The organism is Klenkia soli (assembly GCF_900103975.1).
In the GTDB taxonomy this organism is placed as follows: domain Bacteria; phylum Actinomycetota; class Actinomycetes; order Mycobacteriales; family Geodermatophilaceae; genus Klenkia; species Klenkia soli.
The window spans coordinates 193,732-209,042 of record NZ_FNIR01000004.1 but is presented as its reverse complement, the minus strand read 5'-3'; the positions used below and the strand labels follow the sequence as shown (position 1 = coordinate 209,042).

The window sequence follows — 15,311 nt, the reverse complement described above, 5'->3', positions numbered from 1 at the left end:
GGTGGTCCGCACCGGGGCTCGTCGCGCCCGGGCAGCGCGTCGGCCATGATGTGACGGCCGTCCGGAGCCCGTCCCGGACCGACGAGAACGGGAACCCATGACCGTGACGTCCCGCCCGGTGGCCGTGGTCGCCGGCATCGTGTCCGCGGCGCTGCTGCTCACCGGCTGCGGCACGACCCTGGTGCCGGGCCGGGCGTCGTCGGCCGAGCCGCCGATCACCGACGTCGCGCCGGCGGACTTCCCCATCACCGGGGCGGCCGAGACCGAGGCCGACGTCACCGCCCGCAACTCGCTGGCCGACCTCAACGACTTCTGGGCCCAGACGTTCCCCGAGGTGTACGGCGAGGACTTCCCGGCGCTGACCGGTGGCTACTTCTCCGTCGACCCGGGTGACGTCGACGAGTCGCAGTACCCCGACGGAGAGATCGGCTGCAGCTCCGCCCCCGAGGAGGTGGAGCAGAACGCCTTCTACTGCCCACCCGACAGCGGCACCTCGAACGAGGACTCCATCAGCTACGACCGGGCCTTCCTGCAGGAGCTCGGCGACCAGTTCGGCCGGTTCCTGCCGGCGCTGATCATGGCCCACGAGTTCGGCCACGCCGTTCAGGGGCGGGTCGGCTACCCGGCCGACGACACGTCGATCAACACCGAGACCCAGGCCGACTGCTTCGCCGGCGCCTGGACCCGCTGGGTGGCCGACGGCAACGCCAGCCACGAGACCATCCGTGCCCCCGAGCTCGACGACCTGCTGGCCGGGTACTACGTGGTCCGCGACCCGCCGGGCACCGACCCCGCCGCCGAGCAGGCCCACGGCTCCTACTTCGACCGGGTCTCGGCCATCCAGGACGGCTTCGACGGCGGGGCGGCGGCCTGCCGGGACAACTACGAGTCCGACCGGCGCTTCACGCAGGCCGAGTTCACCGACGAGGAGCTGGCCGAGGGCGGCACCGGGAACGCGCCGCCCGACGAGATCGCCGCGGTGATCGAGAGCGCGCTGCCCGAGTACTACGCGGACTCGTTCCCCTCGGACCTGGGCACCGATTTCACCGAGCCCACGATCGAGCCCTTCGACGGCACTGCGCCGTCCTGCGCCGGGATGAACACCGACACCAACGCCGGCTTCTGCCCGGACGGGGACATCGTCTACTACGACCAGACGGACCTGGCGGAGCCCGCCTACCGGGACATCGGCGACTACGCGGTGCTCACCGCCGTGGCCATCCCCTACGGCATCGCCGCTCGCGACCAGCTGGGCCTGTCCACCGACGACGAGGACGCCATCCGGTCGGCCACCTGCCAGGCCGGCGCCTTCTCGGGCGCCGCCCTCAACGGGGAGGTCACCTCCATCGCGCTCTCCCCCGGCGACTTCGACGAGGCGGTGCAGTTCCTGCTGGCCTACGGCAAGGACCCGACCGTGTTCCCCGACGTCGGGCTCTCCGGCTTCCAGCTGGTCGACGTCTTCCGCCAGGGCTACCTCTACGGCCTCACCGCCTGCGGGCTGCAGGCCTAGCCCGCAGGGGGCTAGAAGAGGGCGGCCGAGAGCTGGCGGCGGGCGGCGCCGACCCGCGGGTCGTCGTCGCCGACCACGCCGAACAGCTCGACCAGGTGCACCCGCGCGGCGTCCCGGTCCTCACCGGCGGTGCGGCGGACGACGTCCAGCAGCCGGGCGAAGGCGCCGTCGATGTCCCCGGTGCCCAGCAGGAAGTCGGCGGCCCGGGTCTGCGCCGCGACGTCGTCGGGGGCGGCGTCGGCCTCGACCAGCGCGTTCGGGCCGGCGGCCTCGGCGCGGCGGAACAACTGCACCTGCTTGATGGCCACCGAGGCGACCGGGTGGGTGGGCTCGGCGTCGAGGATCTGCTGGTAGGCCGCCTCGGCGCCGGCCAGGTCACCGGCGTCCAGCGCGGCCTCGGCGGCGTCCAGGCGCGGGTCCTCGGGCTCGGCCGGCTCGGCCCCCTCGGCACCCTCGGGCAGCCCGCCACCGGTGGTGGCGCCGACCAGCTCCGTGACGAACTGCCGGGCCTGCTCCTCGGGGATGGCGCCGCTGAACTCGGCGACCAGCTGGCCCTGCCACACCGCCTTGACCGCCGGGATGCCCTGCACGCGCAGGCCCTGCGCCAGGTTCGGGTTGGCGTCGACGTCGACCTTGGCCAGCACCCACGCGCCGCCGCCCTCGGCGGCGAGCTTCTCCAGCACCGGCGACAGCTGCTTGCAGGGCCCGCACCACTCGGCCCACAGGTCGAGCACGACCGGCACCTGGAACGACCGGTCGATGACCTCGGTCTGGAAGGTGGCCTCGTCGACGTCCACCACGGTGCCACCGGGCGCACCGGCCGGCGCACCGGGCGCGGGCGGCGGTGCCGCAGCGGCCCGGGCAGCGGCGTCCGAGCGGGCCTTGACCGCGGCCAGGTCGACCGCGCCGGCCAACGAGGCGGCCAGCTGGGCCTGCTGCGCGGCGGCGCGCGGATCGGTGGGCTGACCGGGTCGAGCGGGGCGGTTCGGCTGCATGGCGACCATCGTCCCACCGCCGGGCGCCGGGCTCCTGGCGAGCCGTCGAGCGCCGGGTGAGCATTCTCACGACCGGTTGCGACCAGCCCCCGCCCCCTGCCTACGGTGGTCGCCGCCCGGTCGGGTCGACCACCCGCCGGGCACCGCCGGGACCAGCACGAGGTCCGCAGCGGGCAGTTCCCCCGTCGGCCGCCAGCGCGGCGCGCGGGATCCAGGATGCGCCGGAGCGCAACTGCCCCACGACCGCCCCGCCCGACCGCCGTCCGTGCGCGTCGAGGTCCGGGGACGATGCCCGGCGGGCGAACCGCGAAAGGACGGCCCGCTCCTCCATGGCCCTCGCCTCCACCCGCTCCACCCGTCTGCGCCGTACCGGCCAGGCGATGTTCACCGGTGTCGCCGCCACCCTGGCCGTCGGGGTCCTCCCCGGCGCCGTCGGGACGGCGTCCGCCGCCCCCGCGGCCGTCACGGCACCTGCCGCGCCCTCATCGGGCATCGTGGCCCCGACCCCGGCCACCCAGGTCGCCGTCGACCACGCCATGGCCCAGGTCGGCAAGGCCTACGCCTACGGCGGCAATGGCCCCGACGCCTACGACTGCTCGGGCCTCACCACCCAGGCCTACGCCGCGGCCGGCGTCGAGCTCCCCCGCCGCAGCGCCGACCAGGCCACGGTCGGCACCCCGGTCGACCGCTCGGCCCTGCTGCCCGGCGACCTGGTCTTCTACTACTCCCCCGTGAGCCACGTGGGCATCTACATCGGCGACGGCCAGATGGTGAACGCGCTGAACTCGGACACCGGCGTGGTCGTCAGCAGCGTGGACATGCCCGGCTACGCCGGCGCCTCCCGCGTCGCCTGACCCGGTCCATCCCCGGCCCCGGCCCCGGCCCCGACCCCGCTGGATGTCACATCCAGCGGGGTCGGGGCGTGCGGACACTGCTGGATGTCACATCCAGCGGCCGGGGTCGGTCCGCAGGGCACGGCCCAGGGAGCGCCTGGGTGCCCTCCCGGCCTGTGGACAACTCGGTGTCCGGCCCTCGGGCTGCGGCACCCTGCACCCGTGCCGCCCGTCCCCCGCTGCCCGCCGGAGCTCCGCGCCGTCGTCTTCCGCGGGTCGACGGCGATCCGGGACGGCCAGGTGACAGCCGGGCAGCTGCGCTCGCACGCCTTCACCTCCCTGGCCCGCGACGTCTACGCCGGCCCCGACGTCGTGCTCGACCACCGCGCCCGGATCACCGCCGTCCGGCTGCTCCTGCCGTCGGCCGTCGTGTCCGGTCGCAGCGCAGCGGTGGTGTGGGGGGTCCCGCTGGCCGAGCCCCGGGACGACGTCGAGGTGACCTTGCCGCCCGCGTGCACCGCAGGGCGGGTGGACGGCGTCCGAGCACGCCGCCGGGTGCTCCCCGCTGCCGACGTCGTCCTGCGCGGGGACGCCGCGGTGACCGACCTGGCCCGTACCGCCCTCGACCTCGCCGGGTGCGCCCCGCGGGACGACGCCGTCGCCCTCGTCGACCGGTTCCTGGGCGCGGTCCCCCTCAGCCACGACGAGCTGCTCGTCGCCGCTGTCGCCGACCGGACGCGCGGAGCTCGTCGGGCCGAGGCGGTGGTGCGGCTGGCCGACGGGCTCGCCGAGTCGCCGATGGAGACCGTCGTCCGGCTGCTGCTGCACCGGTCGCGCCTCCCGACCCCGGTGGCCCAGTTCCGCGTGGTCCACGACGGCCGGGAGATCGCCCGGGTCGACTTCGCCTGGCCCGACCGGAAGGTCGCGGTCGAGTACGACGGCCGCTGGCACGGCGAGCCCGGCCAGTTCGCCCGCGACCGCACCCGGCTCAACCGGCTCACCGCCGCCGGCTGGCGGGTCGTGTTCGTGACCGCCGAGGACCTCCGGAACCCGAGCGCGCTGGTGGCCCGAGTGGCCGCCGAGCTGGCCCGCTCGATGTGACATCCCGTCGTGTCCCGGCCGGCCGACCCCGCTGGATGTCACATCCAGCGGGGTGTCAGGCCAGGGTCAGGACGGCGGGGCCGGGCGGAGCGGGGGGACTTCCCGCAGGCCGAAGACCTTCCGGAGCGCCACCCGCGCGGCGTTGTCGCCGCACATGCCGTGCACGGCCGGGCCGGGCGGGGTGGCCGCCGAGGCCAGGAACACGTGGTCCATCGGCGTGGAGTAGGTGTTCCAGCGCGGCACCGGGCGGGCGAGCATCTGCAGCAGGGATGCCTCGCCGTTGGAGATGTCGCCGCCCACGTTGTTCGGGTTCCACTGCTGCATCTGCGGCGCGGTCTTGGTCGCCCGGGCCAGGATCGTGTCCCGGAAGCCCGGCGCGAATCGCTCGACCTGCGCCTCGATCTGGGTCGTCATGTCGACCGTCGAGCCGTGCGGCACGTGCACGTAGGCCCAGAAGACGTGCTTGCCCTCGGGCGCCCGGGTCGGGTCCACGACGGTGGGCTGGACGGCCAGCACGTAGGGCTGGTCGGTGAGCCGCCCGGCGGCCGGCGCGGCCTCGCCGGCGATGGTCTCGGCCAGCGTGCCGGCCACGTGCACCGTGCCGGCCCGGCGGACGTCGGCGTTGGTCCACGGCACCGGGTCCGACAGCGCCCAGTCGATCTTGAACACCCCGGGCCCGTGCTTGTAGCGGTTCACCCAGCGCGCGTAGCCGCCGGTCAGCCGGTCACCGGCCATCTGCACGAACGCGTCGGGCGAGGTGTCCAGCAGCACCGCCGGGACGCCGTCGAACTCGCGCAGGTCGGTGACCTCGTGGCCGTACTCCACCGAGCCGCCCTGCTGCTCGAGCGCGGTCACCATCGCGTCGGCCATCCGCTGGGTGCCGCCCTCGGGCAGCGGCCAGCCGCGGTGGTGGGCCAGCATCGACAGCACCATGCCCAGCCCGGCGGTGAGCGGGCGGGTGAGGTCGAGCATGCCGTGCGCGGCCGCCCCGCCGATCAGCGCGCGGGCCGGCTCGCCGTCGAAGGCCTTGTGCGCCAGCCAGCGGACGTTCGGCAGCGCGTTCAGCGCGAAGCGGGTGATCGCCGGGATGCTGCGGGTGGGCAGCCGGCGGAACGCCGAGGACAGGAAGAAGTCGATGACGTCGTCCCCGTGCTCGACCAGCTGGCCGAACAGCGCCCGGTAGGCCGCGGCGTCGGAGCCCAGGCCCGCGGCGGTCTGCTCGAGCGACCGGTACGCGACCGCGGCGTCGCCGCCGTCCAGCGGGTGGGCGTAGGCCACCTCGGGGTGCAGCATGCGCACCCCGCGCGACGCCCAGTCGAACTCGCGGAAGAACGGCGAGGCGACCCCCATGGGGTGCACGGCCGAGCAGATGTCGTGGGCGAAGCCCGGGAGGGTGACCTCCTCGGTGCGCATGCCGCCGCCGGCCCGCTCGGCCCGCTCGACGACCTGCACCCGCAGGCCCGCGGCCGACAACCGCAGCGCGGCGGCGAGCCCGTTCGGTCCGGCCCCGACGACGACGGCATCAGGCTGGGAGCTCATGCCGGCCAGTCTCCCCTGCCGGCCCTCACAGCCGCCCGACGAGCTCGTCGGCCGCCGCGTAGGGGTCGCACTCCCCCGCCACGACCCGGTCGGCCAGCGCGTCGATCGCCGCGGCGCCCCCGACGTCCCCCATGCGGCGGCGGAGCTCGCCGACCGCGATGGCCTCGATCTCCCGGGCGGCGCGCACGCGCCGGCGGCGGGTGCCCTCACCGGACGACGCCAGCCAGTCCCGGTGCTCGCCGACCCGGGTCAGGACCTCGTCGATGCCCTCGCCGGCCGACGCCACGGTGCGCACGACCGGCGGCCGCCACCCGCTGTCGGCGGCCATCGTCAGCATGGCGCGCAGCTCGCGGGCGGTGCGGTCGGCCCCCTCGCGGTCTGCCTTGTTCACCACGAAGACGTCGGCCACCTCGAGGATGCCGGCCTTCGCCGCCTGGATGCCGTCGCCCATGCCCGGCGCAACCAGCACCAGCGTGGTGTCGGCCAGCGAGGCCACCTCCAGCTCCGACTGGCCCACCCCGACCGTCTCGACCACGACGACGTCGCAGCCGGCGCCGTCGAGCACCCGCAGTGCCTGCGGCGTGGCCCAGGAGAGCCCGCCCAGGTGGCCCCGTGAGGCCATCGACCGGATGTAGACCCCGGGGTCGTCGGCGTGCGCGCCCATGCGCACCCGGTCGCCCAGCAACGCGCCCCCGGAGAACGGGGACGACGGGTCGACCGCCAGCACCCCCACCCGCAGGTCGCGGGCGCGCAGCCCGCTGACCAGCGCGGTGGTCGTCGTCGACTTGCCGACCCCGGGCGATCCGGTGATGCCCAGCACCTGCGCGCGGCCGGTGTGCGGGGCCAGCGCCGCCGCCACCTCGCGCAGGGCCGGGCTCTCCTGCTCGACCAGCGAGATCAGCCGGGCGACCGAGCGGGGGTCGCCGTCCCGGGCGCCGGCGACCAGGGCGCCGACGTCCGGGGAACGGCGTCCCATCTCAGGCAGCGGGGACGTGCACGACCAGGGCGTCGCCCTGACCACCGCCACCGCACAGCGCGGCCGCACCGACCCCGCCACCGCGGCGGCCCAGCTCCAGCGCCAGGTGCAGCACGATGCGGGCCCCGCTCATGCCGACCGGGTGACCCAGGGCGATCGCGCCGCCGTTCACGTTGACCTTCTCGGGGTCCAGGCCCAGCTCGCGGGTGGACACGATGCCCACCGCCGCGAAGGCCTCGTTGATCTCGACCAGGTCCAGGTCGGTCGGGTCGATGCCCTCGCGTGCGCAGGCCGCGGCGATCGCCCGCGAGGGCTGCTGCTGCAGCGTGGCGTCCGGGCCGGCGACGACGCCGTGCGCGCCGATCTCGGCCAGCACGGTCAGCCCGAGCTCGGCGGCCTTCGCCGCGCTCATGACCACGACGGCGGCGGCGCCGTCGGAGATCTGCGAGGCGGTGCCGGCGGTGATCGTGCCGTCCTTGCTGAAGGCCGGCTTGAGCTTGCCGAGGGACTCCGTGGTCGTGTCGGCCCGGATGCCCTCGTCCTCGCGGAACTCGATCGGGTCGCCCTTCCGCTGCGGGATGGAGACGGTGACGATCTCGTCGTCGAACAGGCCGTTCTTGTGCGCGGCAGCGGCCCGCTGGTGGCTGGCGGCGGCGAAGGCGTCCTGGTCCTCGCGGGTCAGCTCGTAGCGGCTGTTGGCCTGCTCGGTCAGCAGACCCATGGCGACCTGGTCGAAGGTGTCGGTCAGCCCGTCGTGGTTCATCGAGTCGACCAGCTTCGTGTCGCCGAACTTCACGCCGGTGCGGCTGGTCGGCAGCAGGTGCGGTGCCTGGGTCATCGACTCCATGCCGCCCGCGACGACGACCTCGAACTCGCCGGCGCGGATGAGCTGGTCGGCCAGCGCGATCGCGTCGAGGCCGGACAGGCACACCTTGTTCAGGGTGAAGGAGGGCACGGTCATCGGGATGCCGCCGGCGACCGCGGCCGGGCGGGCCGGGTTCTGGCCGGCGCCGGCCTGGATGACCTGACCCATGATCACGTAGTCGACCTGGTCGCCGGTGATGCCGGCCTTCTCCAGGGCGCCCTTGATGGCCACCCCGCCCAGGTCGGCGGCCGAGAAGTCCTTGAGCGAGCCGAGCAGCCGGCCCATCGGGGTGCGGGCGCCGCCGACGATGACGGAGCGGTTCTGGGCTGCGGGCTGGCTCACGATGTCCTCCAGTCGGTCCGGCCGCCCTCGTTGGCGGCCTCGTCCGGTCCGCCAGCCTAGGACGACGGGGCACCCGGCGCCGACGGGCCGTGACGCAGTTCACCGGGCGGGGCCCAGGTTTCCGTTGCGCACAACCGGGCACGGCATCCAGGACCGGCCCGCCACTGCGGGCACATCGACACGGGAGGTTGCACCTATGGCACGGCTCACCGTCGGCACCGAGAATTCCGCCCCGATCGACCTGCACTACACCGACGTCGGCTCCGGCCGACCGGTTGTGCTCATCCACGGCTGGCCGCTGTCCGGTCGCTCCTGGGAGGCCCAGGTCCCCGCGCTGGTCGAGGCCGGGCACCGGGTCATCACCTACGACCGCCGCGGTTTCGGCGACAGCTCCCAGCCGTGGGGCGGCTACGACTACGACACCTTCGCCGCGGACCTGGACCAGCTGCTGACCCACCTGGACCTGTCCGACGTCACCCTCGTCGGCTTCTCGATGGGCGGCGGCGAGGTCGTCCGCTACATCTCGACCTACGGCACCCAGCGGGTGGCCAAGGCCGTGCTGGCCGCCGCCGTCCCGCCCTACCTCTACAAGAGCGACGACAACCCCGACGGCGGTCTGGACGACGCCACGATCGAGCAGTTCCAGGCCGGCGTCACCACCGACCGCCCGGACTTCCTGCGCACCTTCACCACCGAGTTCGTGACCCCCGGCGGTGGCGGGGCGCTCAAGGGCAAGACCGGCTCGGTCAGCCAGGGCATGTACGACTACCTGCTGCAGATCGCCAACTTCGCCTCGCCGAAGGGCACGCTGGACTGCATCACCGCCTTCGGGAAGACCGACTTCCGGGCCGACATCGCGAAGATCACCGTCCCGCTGCTGGTCATCCACGGCGACAGCGACGCCGTCGTCCCGTTCGAGGTCAGCGGGAAGCGCGTCGCCGAGTCCGTCCCGGGCGCGAAGCTCGTGGTCGTCGAGGGCGGCCCGCACGGCATCAACGCCAGCCACGCCGAGCAGTTCAACCGCGAGCTGATCGCCTTCATCGGCTCCTGACACCGCCGACGAGGCCGGCCGTCCCCGAGGGACGGCCGGCCTCGTCGTGTGTGCAGGCTCACTGCGGTCCGACCGGTCGGGCAGGTGCGCGGTACCGCCGGTCACGGCAACATGCCCGCATGAGCGTCGACGGAGCCGCACTGCCCACCGAGCTGTTCACCACCATCGACCACGTCGGGATCGCCGTCCCGGACCTGGACGAGGCGATCGCCTTCTACGACCGGGCCTTCGGGGTGCGGTCGGTGCACGAGGAGACCAACGAGGACCAGGGCGTCCGCGAGGCGATGCTCGCCGTCGGGTCGGGCGACACCCGGATCCAGCTGCTGGCCCCGCTGACCCCGGAGTCCACGATCGCGAAGTTCATCGGCCGGTCGGGCCCGGGCCTGCAGCAGCTGGCCTTCCGGGTCACCGACGTCGAGGCGGTCAGCGCGACGCTGCGCGAGCGCGGCCTCCGGCTGCTCTACGACGAGCCCCGCCGCGGCACCGCCGGCAGCCGGGTCAACTTCGTGCACCCCAAGGACGCCGGCGGTGTCCTGGTGGAACTCGTGGAACCGGCCACATCGCACTGACTTCTGGGCTACTCGCCAGTAACATCCACAGCCGCACTACCGAGCCAACGACGACCCGGGAGCACAGCGTGAACGAGATCAGGGACGCCATCCTGTCCGACCAGCTCAGCGACATCGGAGGGCTGGGCGTGCCCGGGTCCTACCGCGCGGTGCTGGTGCGCAAGGACGAGCAGGACATGTTCGAGGGCCTGGCCACCAAGGACAAGGACCCCCGCAAGAGCCTGCACGTCGAGGAGGTGCCCACCCCGGAGCTGGGCCCCGGTGAGGCGATCGTCGCGGTGATGGCGTCGTCGGTGAACTACAACACCGTCTGGACGTCGATCTTCGAGCCGGTGAGCACCTTCGGGTTCCTGGAGCGCTACGGCCGGCTGTCCGAGTACACGAAGCGGCACGACCTGCCCTACCACGTGGTGGGCTCCGACCTGGCCGGCGTGGTGCTGGCCGTCGGACCCGGGGTGAACAAGTGGAAGGCCGGCGACGAGGTCGTCGCCCACTGCCTCTCGGTCGAGCTCGAGGACCCGGCCGGCCACGACGACACGATGATGGACCCGCAGCAGCGCATCTGGGGCTTCGAGACCAACTTCGGCGGCCTGGCCGAGCTGGCGCTGGTCAAGAGCAACCAGCTGCTGCCCAAGCCGGCCCACCTGACGTGGGAGGAGGCCGCCGCGCCGGGCCTGGTCAACGCGACGGCCTACCGCCAGCTGGTCAGCAAGAACGGCGCGAACATGAAGCAGGGCGACACCGTCCTCATCTGGGGCGCCTCGGGCGGCCTGGGCTCCTACGCCACCCAGATGGCCCTCAACGGCGGCGCCATCCCCGTCTGCGTGGTCTCCAGCCCCGAGAAGGCCGAGATCGTGCGGAGGATGGGCGCCGAGCTGGTCATCGACCGCTCCGCCGAGGGCTACCGGTTCTGGAAGGACGAGAACACCCAGGACCCCAAGGAGTGGCAGCGGTTCGGCAAGAAGATCCGCGAGCTCACCGGCGGCGAGGACATCGACATCGTCTTCGAGCACCCGGGCCGGGAGACCTTCGGCGCGAGCGTCTACGTCGCGAAGAAGGGCGGCACGATCGTCACCTGCGCCTCGACCTCGGGCTACATGCACCAGTACGACAACCGGTACCTCTGGATGAACCTGAAGAAGATCCTGAGCTCGCACTTCGCGAACTACAAGGAGGCCTACGAGGCCAACCGGCTCATCGACAAGGGGCTCATCCACCCGACCCTGTCGAAGGTCTACGGCATGGAGGACGTCGGGCAGGCCGCCCGCGACGTCCAGACCAACACCCACCAGGGCAAGGTCGGCGTGCTCACCCTGGCCCCCGAGGAGGGTCTCGGGGTCCGCGACACCGCCAAGCGCGAGCAGCACCTCGAGGCGATCAACCGGTTCCGCGGGCTGTGAGACTGCTGCGGACCGGCTCGTCACGCACGAGCCGGTCCGCCGGTTCTGGAAGGATGGACCCATGAGCGACCCCCACTCCGAACTGCTCCCGCTCCGCGAGGCCACGTACTCCTTCGAGGTGGTCCGCAAGGGGTACCACCGCGACCAGGTGGCCGAGGCGATCGAGCGTCTGGACGCAGATCTGCGGGTCACCATGGCCGACCGCGACGCCGCGGCGACCCGGTCCGCGGACCTCGCCGCGCAGCTGTCGGCCCTGCACCAGGAGATCGAGGGCCTGCGCCGCAAGGCCGCCTCGGCCGGGGCGCCCACCTTCGAGAACATGGGCGAGCGCATCTCGCACATGCTCCGGCTGGCCGAGGAGGAGGCCGCCGAGGTGCGTCGTCGCGCCGCCGAGGAGGCCGACGCCGTCCGCGAGCGGATCACCGCCGAGGAGAACGCCTCCGTCCAGCGCCAGGCGCAGGCCGGCGCCGAGGCCGAGCGGGTGCTCGCCGAGGCCCGCCACGAGGCCGAGCAGATCGGCGCCAAGGCCCAGGCCCGCGCCGACGAGCTGGTCACCAAGGCCCAGGAGCGGGTGGCCCAGCTCGACACCGACTCGCAGGCCCGGCGGACCAAGATCGAGGAGGACTTCGAGATCGCCCAGCGGGCGCGCCGCAGTGAGGCCGCCCGGCTGGAGGACGAGCGCGAGAAGGGGTCCGTGCAGGCCGCGCAGCAGCGGGTCACCGCCGCCACGGAGAAGGCCGCCGCCACCGTGGCCGCCGCCGAGGAGGAGGCCGCGGCCATCCGCCGGGTCCGCGACGAGCTGGCCTCCCGCCTGCACGAGGTCCGCAGTCTGCTCGGCCGGCTGCCCGGTCTGGACGACGCGCCCGCAGCCGCCGAGAAGGGCACCGAGAAGGCTGCGGACAGGGGCACCGACGAGGGCACGGACAGGCCCGCCGCGACCGGGGCCAGCGCCTCGGGTGCCGGCTCCTCGAGCGCCGCCCCTGCCCCGCGGTCCGCCGCCGCTCCGCCGACCACCCCTGCGCCGTCCGACGGCGCCCCGGCGAAGCAGGCCCCGGCCGTCGCCCAGCCGGCCCCCGCCCGCCCCGAGGCGCCGGCCCGGCCCGCCGGCTCGGGCCCTGCACCGGCGCTGCCCAACCGTCCTCCGGTGCAGCGCCCGGCGCCGGCCCAGCAGTCTGGCCCCCAGCAGTCCGGCCCCCAGCAGCCGAGCACCCGGCCGGCCGGGGCCGGGCCGGAGACCAGCCCGAAGCCGGCGGCCGACGGCCCGGCCACCGCGGTGCAGCCCGCCGTCCGGTCGGTGCCCACCGGCAGCCAGCCCGCGCAGTCCGGGGACGACCGCCGGTCCTGACCCCGGTCGGCCGCTGGGCGTGATCCCGCCGATCACGGTCGAGCGAGGGCCGGGAGTGGCCAGCCGTGACCGTGCGTGTCAAGGTCGTCACGACGTCGTCAGTCCGACGTGCTGCTGCCGTCGCCGGAGGGGGTGCCGTGTCCGCCTCCGGCGACGACCGCCAGCACCGGCACCGGTCCACCGGCAGGCAGCGCGCCCGCTGGTTCGTGGTGGCCCCGCTCGCCGCCGTGGTCGTCGCCGGCCTCGTCTCGGCCCGGGCGCTGCGCAGCTCGCCCCTCGCCGACGACGGCGCCCTGACCGCCCCGGCGTGGGAGTGGTTGCACGGTGGCGCCGCCCCCCAGCTGCTCACCCCCGACGGGTTGGCGGTCGCGCACACGGCGGCCGGCGCCTGGCTGACCCGGTCCTTCGACCGCGGCACCGGCCTGGCCGCGGCCGGTCGGGAGCTGCTCTGGGCCGCCCTCCTCCTGTCCTGCCTGCTGCTCTGGCGGCTGGCCCGGCGCACCCGGCTCGGTGATGCCGGTGCCTGCGTCGCCGTCCTGGTGCTCGGGGCCGTCCCGGGTCTGGTGATGGTGCACGCGGTGAGCGCTCCGGCGGCCTGGGCGGTGCCGTGGATGCTGCTGGCCGCCTGGCTGGCGGTGGGCCGGCGGCGGCGCGCGGTCCGGGTGCTGGGCGGCCTGGCCCTCGTCCCCGCGGTGCTGCTGGCGCCGGACGTGCTGCTGCTCCTGGTCGCCGGCACCGCGGGCGGCCTGTCCACCGGCCGCCTGGGCCGCCGGTGGTCCCCCCGCACCCGCACGGTCACCGCCGGGCTGCTGGCCCCCGTGTTCGTCGCGGTGGTCCTGCTGCTGCCCCGCTGGGACCCCCAGCCCGACGTCCTGGCCCCCTGGGCGGCCGGGGAGACCCGGTCGGTGCTGCTGACCGCCGGGCTGCTCGGCGCCGGTGTGCTGGCCGCCTGGCTCCTCCCCCGCTGGCGTCCGCCGGCCGCTGCCCTCGCCGCCACGACGCTGGCCGCCATCGCACCGCCGGGCCGGTTCTCCGCGCTGGTGGTGTGCCTCCCCGTCGGTGCGCTCCTGGTCGGCGCGCTGGTGCAGGAACTGGTGCGGACACCCGCGCTGCGGCCGCTGCGCCCCGTCCTGGCCGCGGCGACCGCCGCCGCGCTGGTGGCCGGCGCCGTCCTCGCCGCGGTGGCCCTGCGCACCACGCCGGTCGACGACTTCGGCGCCCAGGACCGGGCGGCGTTCGTGGACTGGTTCACCGAGCAGCTGCCGGCCGGTTCGACCGTGGCCGCGAGCGGCCTGCTCGCCCAGGACCTCCGCAGGGACGGCGTGCCCGTCGCCGCCGACGGGCTGCAGGTGGCGCGCGGGGCACCCGGGAGCAGCAGGGACGACGTCGTGGCCCGCTTCGGGGACGCCGACACCGGGCTGGTCGTGGTGGACCCCGACCGGCGCACCCCGGACGCCGACCAGCGCACGCTGCGCCGGGAGCTGTCGGGGGCCCTGCTGACCAACCCCACGACCGCGGATGCCGGCCAGGCCACCGGTGCGCTGCTGTCCGGCGACGTCGACCCACGACTGCTGACCCTGCTCGCCGGGATCGCCGCGCAGTACGGGGTGGGCATCTCCTCCTTGCCCGCGGTGCCCGGTGAGGTGGGCACCGCGGTGCGCTACGCGGTGGTCGACTCGGTCGGGGGCACCCGCCTGGTCGACGACCCCGCGCTGCGCGACCAGGTCCGCACCTGGCTGACCGCCCAGCTGCCGCCCTACGCCCCGGACCTGGTCGAGGACACCGACGACGGCATCCGGGTCGGCTACGACTACGCGTCCGACCCCGACGCCCTGCTGACCGCGGACGGCGGCTGACCCCCTGCGGTCCGTGTGAGGGACCGGTACGTTCACCCTGTAGTGCTGTCGTCACCCAGGAGGAACCCCATGGCCGTCCGGCGCAGTCTCGCCGTCCTCCTGCTGGCCGGCCTCGCCGTCCTGCTCGGCAGTACCCCCGCAGGCGCTGCCGACACCGGCATGCTGCGGTTGGCCCACCTCAGCCCCGACACCCCCTCGGTCGACGTCTACGTCGACTCGGTGTCCTCCCCCGACACCGGCATCGTGCTCACCGGTGTCGGCTACGGCACCGTCTCGGACTACCAGTCGGTGCCCGCCGGCACCTACACCGTCTCCATGCGGTCGGCCGGGGCGCCCACGACGTCGGCGCCGGTGCTCTCGACCACCGTCACCGTCGCGCCGGGCACGGCGTTCACCGTGGCCGGGGTGGGCACCTTCGCCCAGCTCGGGCTCAAGGTCCTCGACGACGACCTCACCCCGCCGGCCGACGGCCAGGCCCGCGCCCGCGTGGTGAACGCATCCCAGATGTTGACCCCGGCATCGGTCGCGCTGGTGGGCGGCGAGTCGCTCTCGGCCGACCTGGCCTTCCCCGACCTGACCGACTACGTGTCGGTGCCCGGTGGCTCCACCACCCTGCAGATCGCCGGCGCGTCCGGGTCGCCCACCGACCTCCCCGTCGACCTGGCCAGCGGCTCCTCCTACACGGTGCTGCTGCTGGACGGCGGCTCCGGCGTCCAGGTCCAGACGGTCCTGGACGCGGCCAGCCCCGGCGTCGTCCCGACCGGTGGGGTCGAGGCCGGTGGCGGCGGCACGGCCGGCTCGACCGTGCCGCTCGCGCTCGGCGGTGTGGCACTCGTGGCGCTGGTGGGCTCGGGGCTCGCGGCGGGTCGCCGGCTGCCCCGGCGCGGCGCGGTCGCACGGCACGCTGCTCGCTGACGCCCCGTCCGCAG

General features: G+C 74.6%; 13 protein-coding genes. 9 read left to right on the top strand and 4 right to left on the bottom strand.

Annotated features, from left to right (window positions below):
• Positions 1 to 97: 97 nt before the first annotated feature.
• On the top strand, positions 98 to 1,510 hold the full coding sequence (locus BLS67_RS07785) for a neutral zinc metallopeptidase (protein WP_091242561.1): 1,413 nt from the start codon (positions 98 to 100) through the stop codon (positions 1,508 to 1,510).
• A gap of 11 nt (positions 1,511 to 1,521) precedes the next feature.
• On the opposite strand, the gene BLS67_RS07780 is transcribed toward BLS67_RS07785, so the two are convergent.
• Entirely contained in the window at positions 1,522 to 2,505 is a 984-nt protein-coding gene (locus tag BLS67_RS07780; RefSeq protein ID WP_091243126.1) for a tetratricopeptide repeat protein, read from the bottom strand.
• 329 nt (positions 2,506 to 2,834) lie between these two features.
• Between BLS67_RS07780 and BLS67_RS07775 the strand changes: the two genes are divergently transcribed.
• Together BLS67_RS07775 and BLS67_RS07770 are read left to right on the top strand one after the other, a co-directional pair.
• Positions 2,835 to 3,359 carry a C40 family peptidase gene (locus BLS67_RS07775; RefSeq protein ID WP_091242558.1) on the top strand — a complete coding sequence of 175 codons (525 nt, stop codon included), beginning with the start codon at positions 2,835 to 2,837 and terminating at the stop codon, positions 3,357 to 3,359.
• A gap of 201 nt (positions 3,360 to 3,560) precedes the next feature.
• Positions 3,561 to 4,439, top strand: a complete 879-nt coding sequence (locus BLS67_RS07770; protein WP_091242555.1) for an endonuclease domain-containing protein — start codon at positions 3,561 to 3,563, stop codon at positions 4,437 to 4,439.
• Positions 4,440 to 4,505: 66 nt separating this feature from the next.
• Here the strand turns inward: BLS67_RS07770 and BLS67_RS07765 are convergent, their stop codons facing one another.
• Genes BLS67_RS07765 through BLS67_RS07755 form a run of 3 tightly spaced genes read right to left on the bottom strand, consistent with a single transcriptional unit; the run spans position 4,506 to position 8,161 of the window.
• Positions 4,506 to 5,978, bottom strand: a complete 1,473-nt coding sequence (locus BLS67_RS07765; RefSeq protein WP_091242551.1) for a phytoene desaturase family protein — start codon at positions 5,976 to 5,978, stop codon at positions 4,506 to 4,508.
• A gap of 25 nt (positions 5,979 to 6,003) precedes the next feature.
• Positions 6,004 to 6,954 (bottom strand): methylmalonyl Co-A mutase-associated GTPase MeaB, encoded by a 951-nt coding sequence (meaB, locus tag BLS67_RS07760; RefSeq protein ID WP_091242547.1) that lies wholly within the window; start codon positions 6,952 to 6,954, stop codon positions 6,004 to 6,006.
• A 1-nt stretch (position 6,955) separates the two neighbouring features.
• Positions 6,956 to 8,161, bottom strand: a complete 1,206-nt coding sequence (locus BLS67_RS07755) for an acetyl-CoA C-acetyltransferase (protein ID WP_091242543.1) — start codon at positions 8,159 to 8,161, stop codon at positions 6,956 to 6,958.
• Positions 8,162 to 8,357: 196 nt separating this feature from the next.
• Between BLS67_RS07755 and BLS67_RS07750 the strand changes: the two genes are divergently transcribed.
• From BLS67_RS07750 to BLS67_RS07725, 6 genes are all read left to right on the top strand, one after another.
• Positions 8,358 to 9,212, top strand: a complete 855-nt coding sequence (locus BLS67_RS07750; protein WP_091242539.1) for an alpha/beta fold hydrolase — start codon at positions 8,358 to 8,360, stop codon at positions 9,210 to 9,212.
• 119 nt (positions 9,213 to 9,331) lie between these two features.
• The gene (gene mce, locus BLS67_RS07745) at positions 9,332 to 9,781 is read left to right on the top strand and encodes a methylmalonyl-CoA epimerase (protein ID WP_091242536.1); all 450 of its coding nucleotides are present in this window, start codon (positions 9,332 to 9,334) and stop codon (positions 9,779 to 9,781) included.
• 68 nt (positions 9,782 to 9,849) lie between these two features.
• Positions 9,850 to 11,181 carry a crotonyl-CoA carboxylase/reductase gene (gene ccrA / locus BLS67_RS07740; protein ID WP_091242534.1) on the top strand — a complete coding sequence of 444 codons (1,332 nt, stop codon included), beginning with the start codon at positions 9,850 to 9,852 and terminating at the stop codon, positions 11,179 to 11,181.
• A 61-nt stretch (positions 11,182 to 11,242) separates the two neighbouring features.
• Positions 11,243 to 12,526, top strand: a complete 1,284-nt coding sequence (locus BLS67_RS23415; RefSeq protein WP_091242531.1) for a coiled-coil domain-containing protein — start codon at positions 11,243 to 11,245, stop codon at positions 12,524 to 12,526.
• Between the two features lie 137 nt (positions 12,527 to 12,663).
• Complete coding sequence (locus BLS67_RS07730) at positions 12,664 to 14,382, top strand: hypothetical protein (protein WP_091242528.1); 1,719 nt, start codon at positions 12,664 to 12,666, stop codon at positions 14,380 to 14,382.
• A 69-nt stretch (positions 14,383 to 14,451) separates the two neighbouring features.
• Complete coding sequence (locus BLS67_RS07725) at positions 14,452 to 15,297, top strand: DUF4397 domain-containing protein (protein ID WP_091242524.1); 846 nt, start codon at positions 14,452 to 14,454, stop codon at positions 15,295 to 15,297.
• Positions 15,298 to 15,311 lie beyond the last annotated feature (14 nt).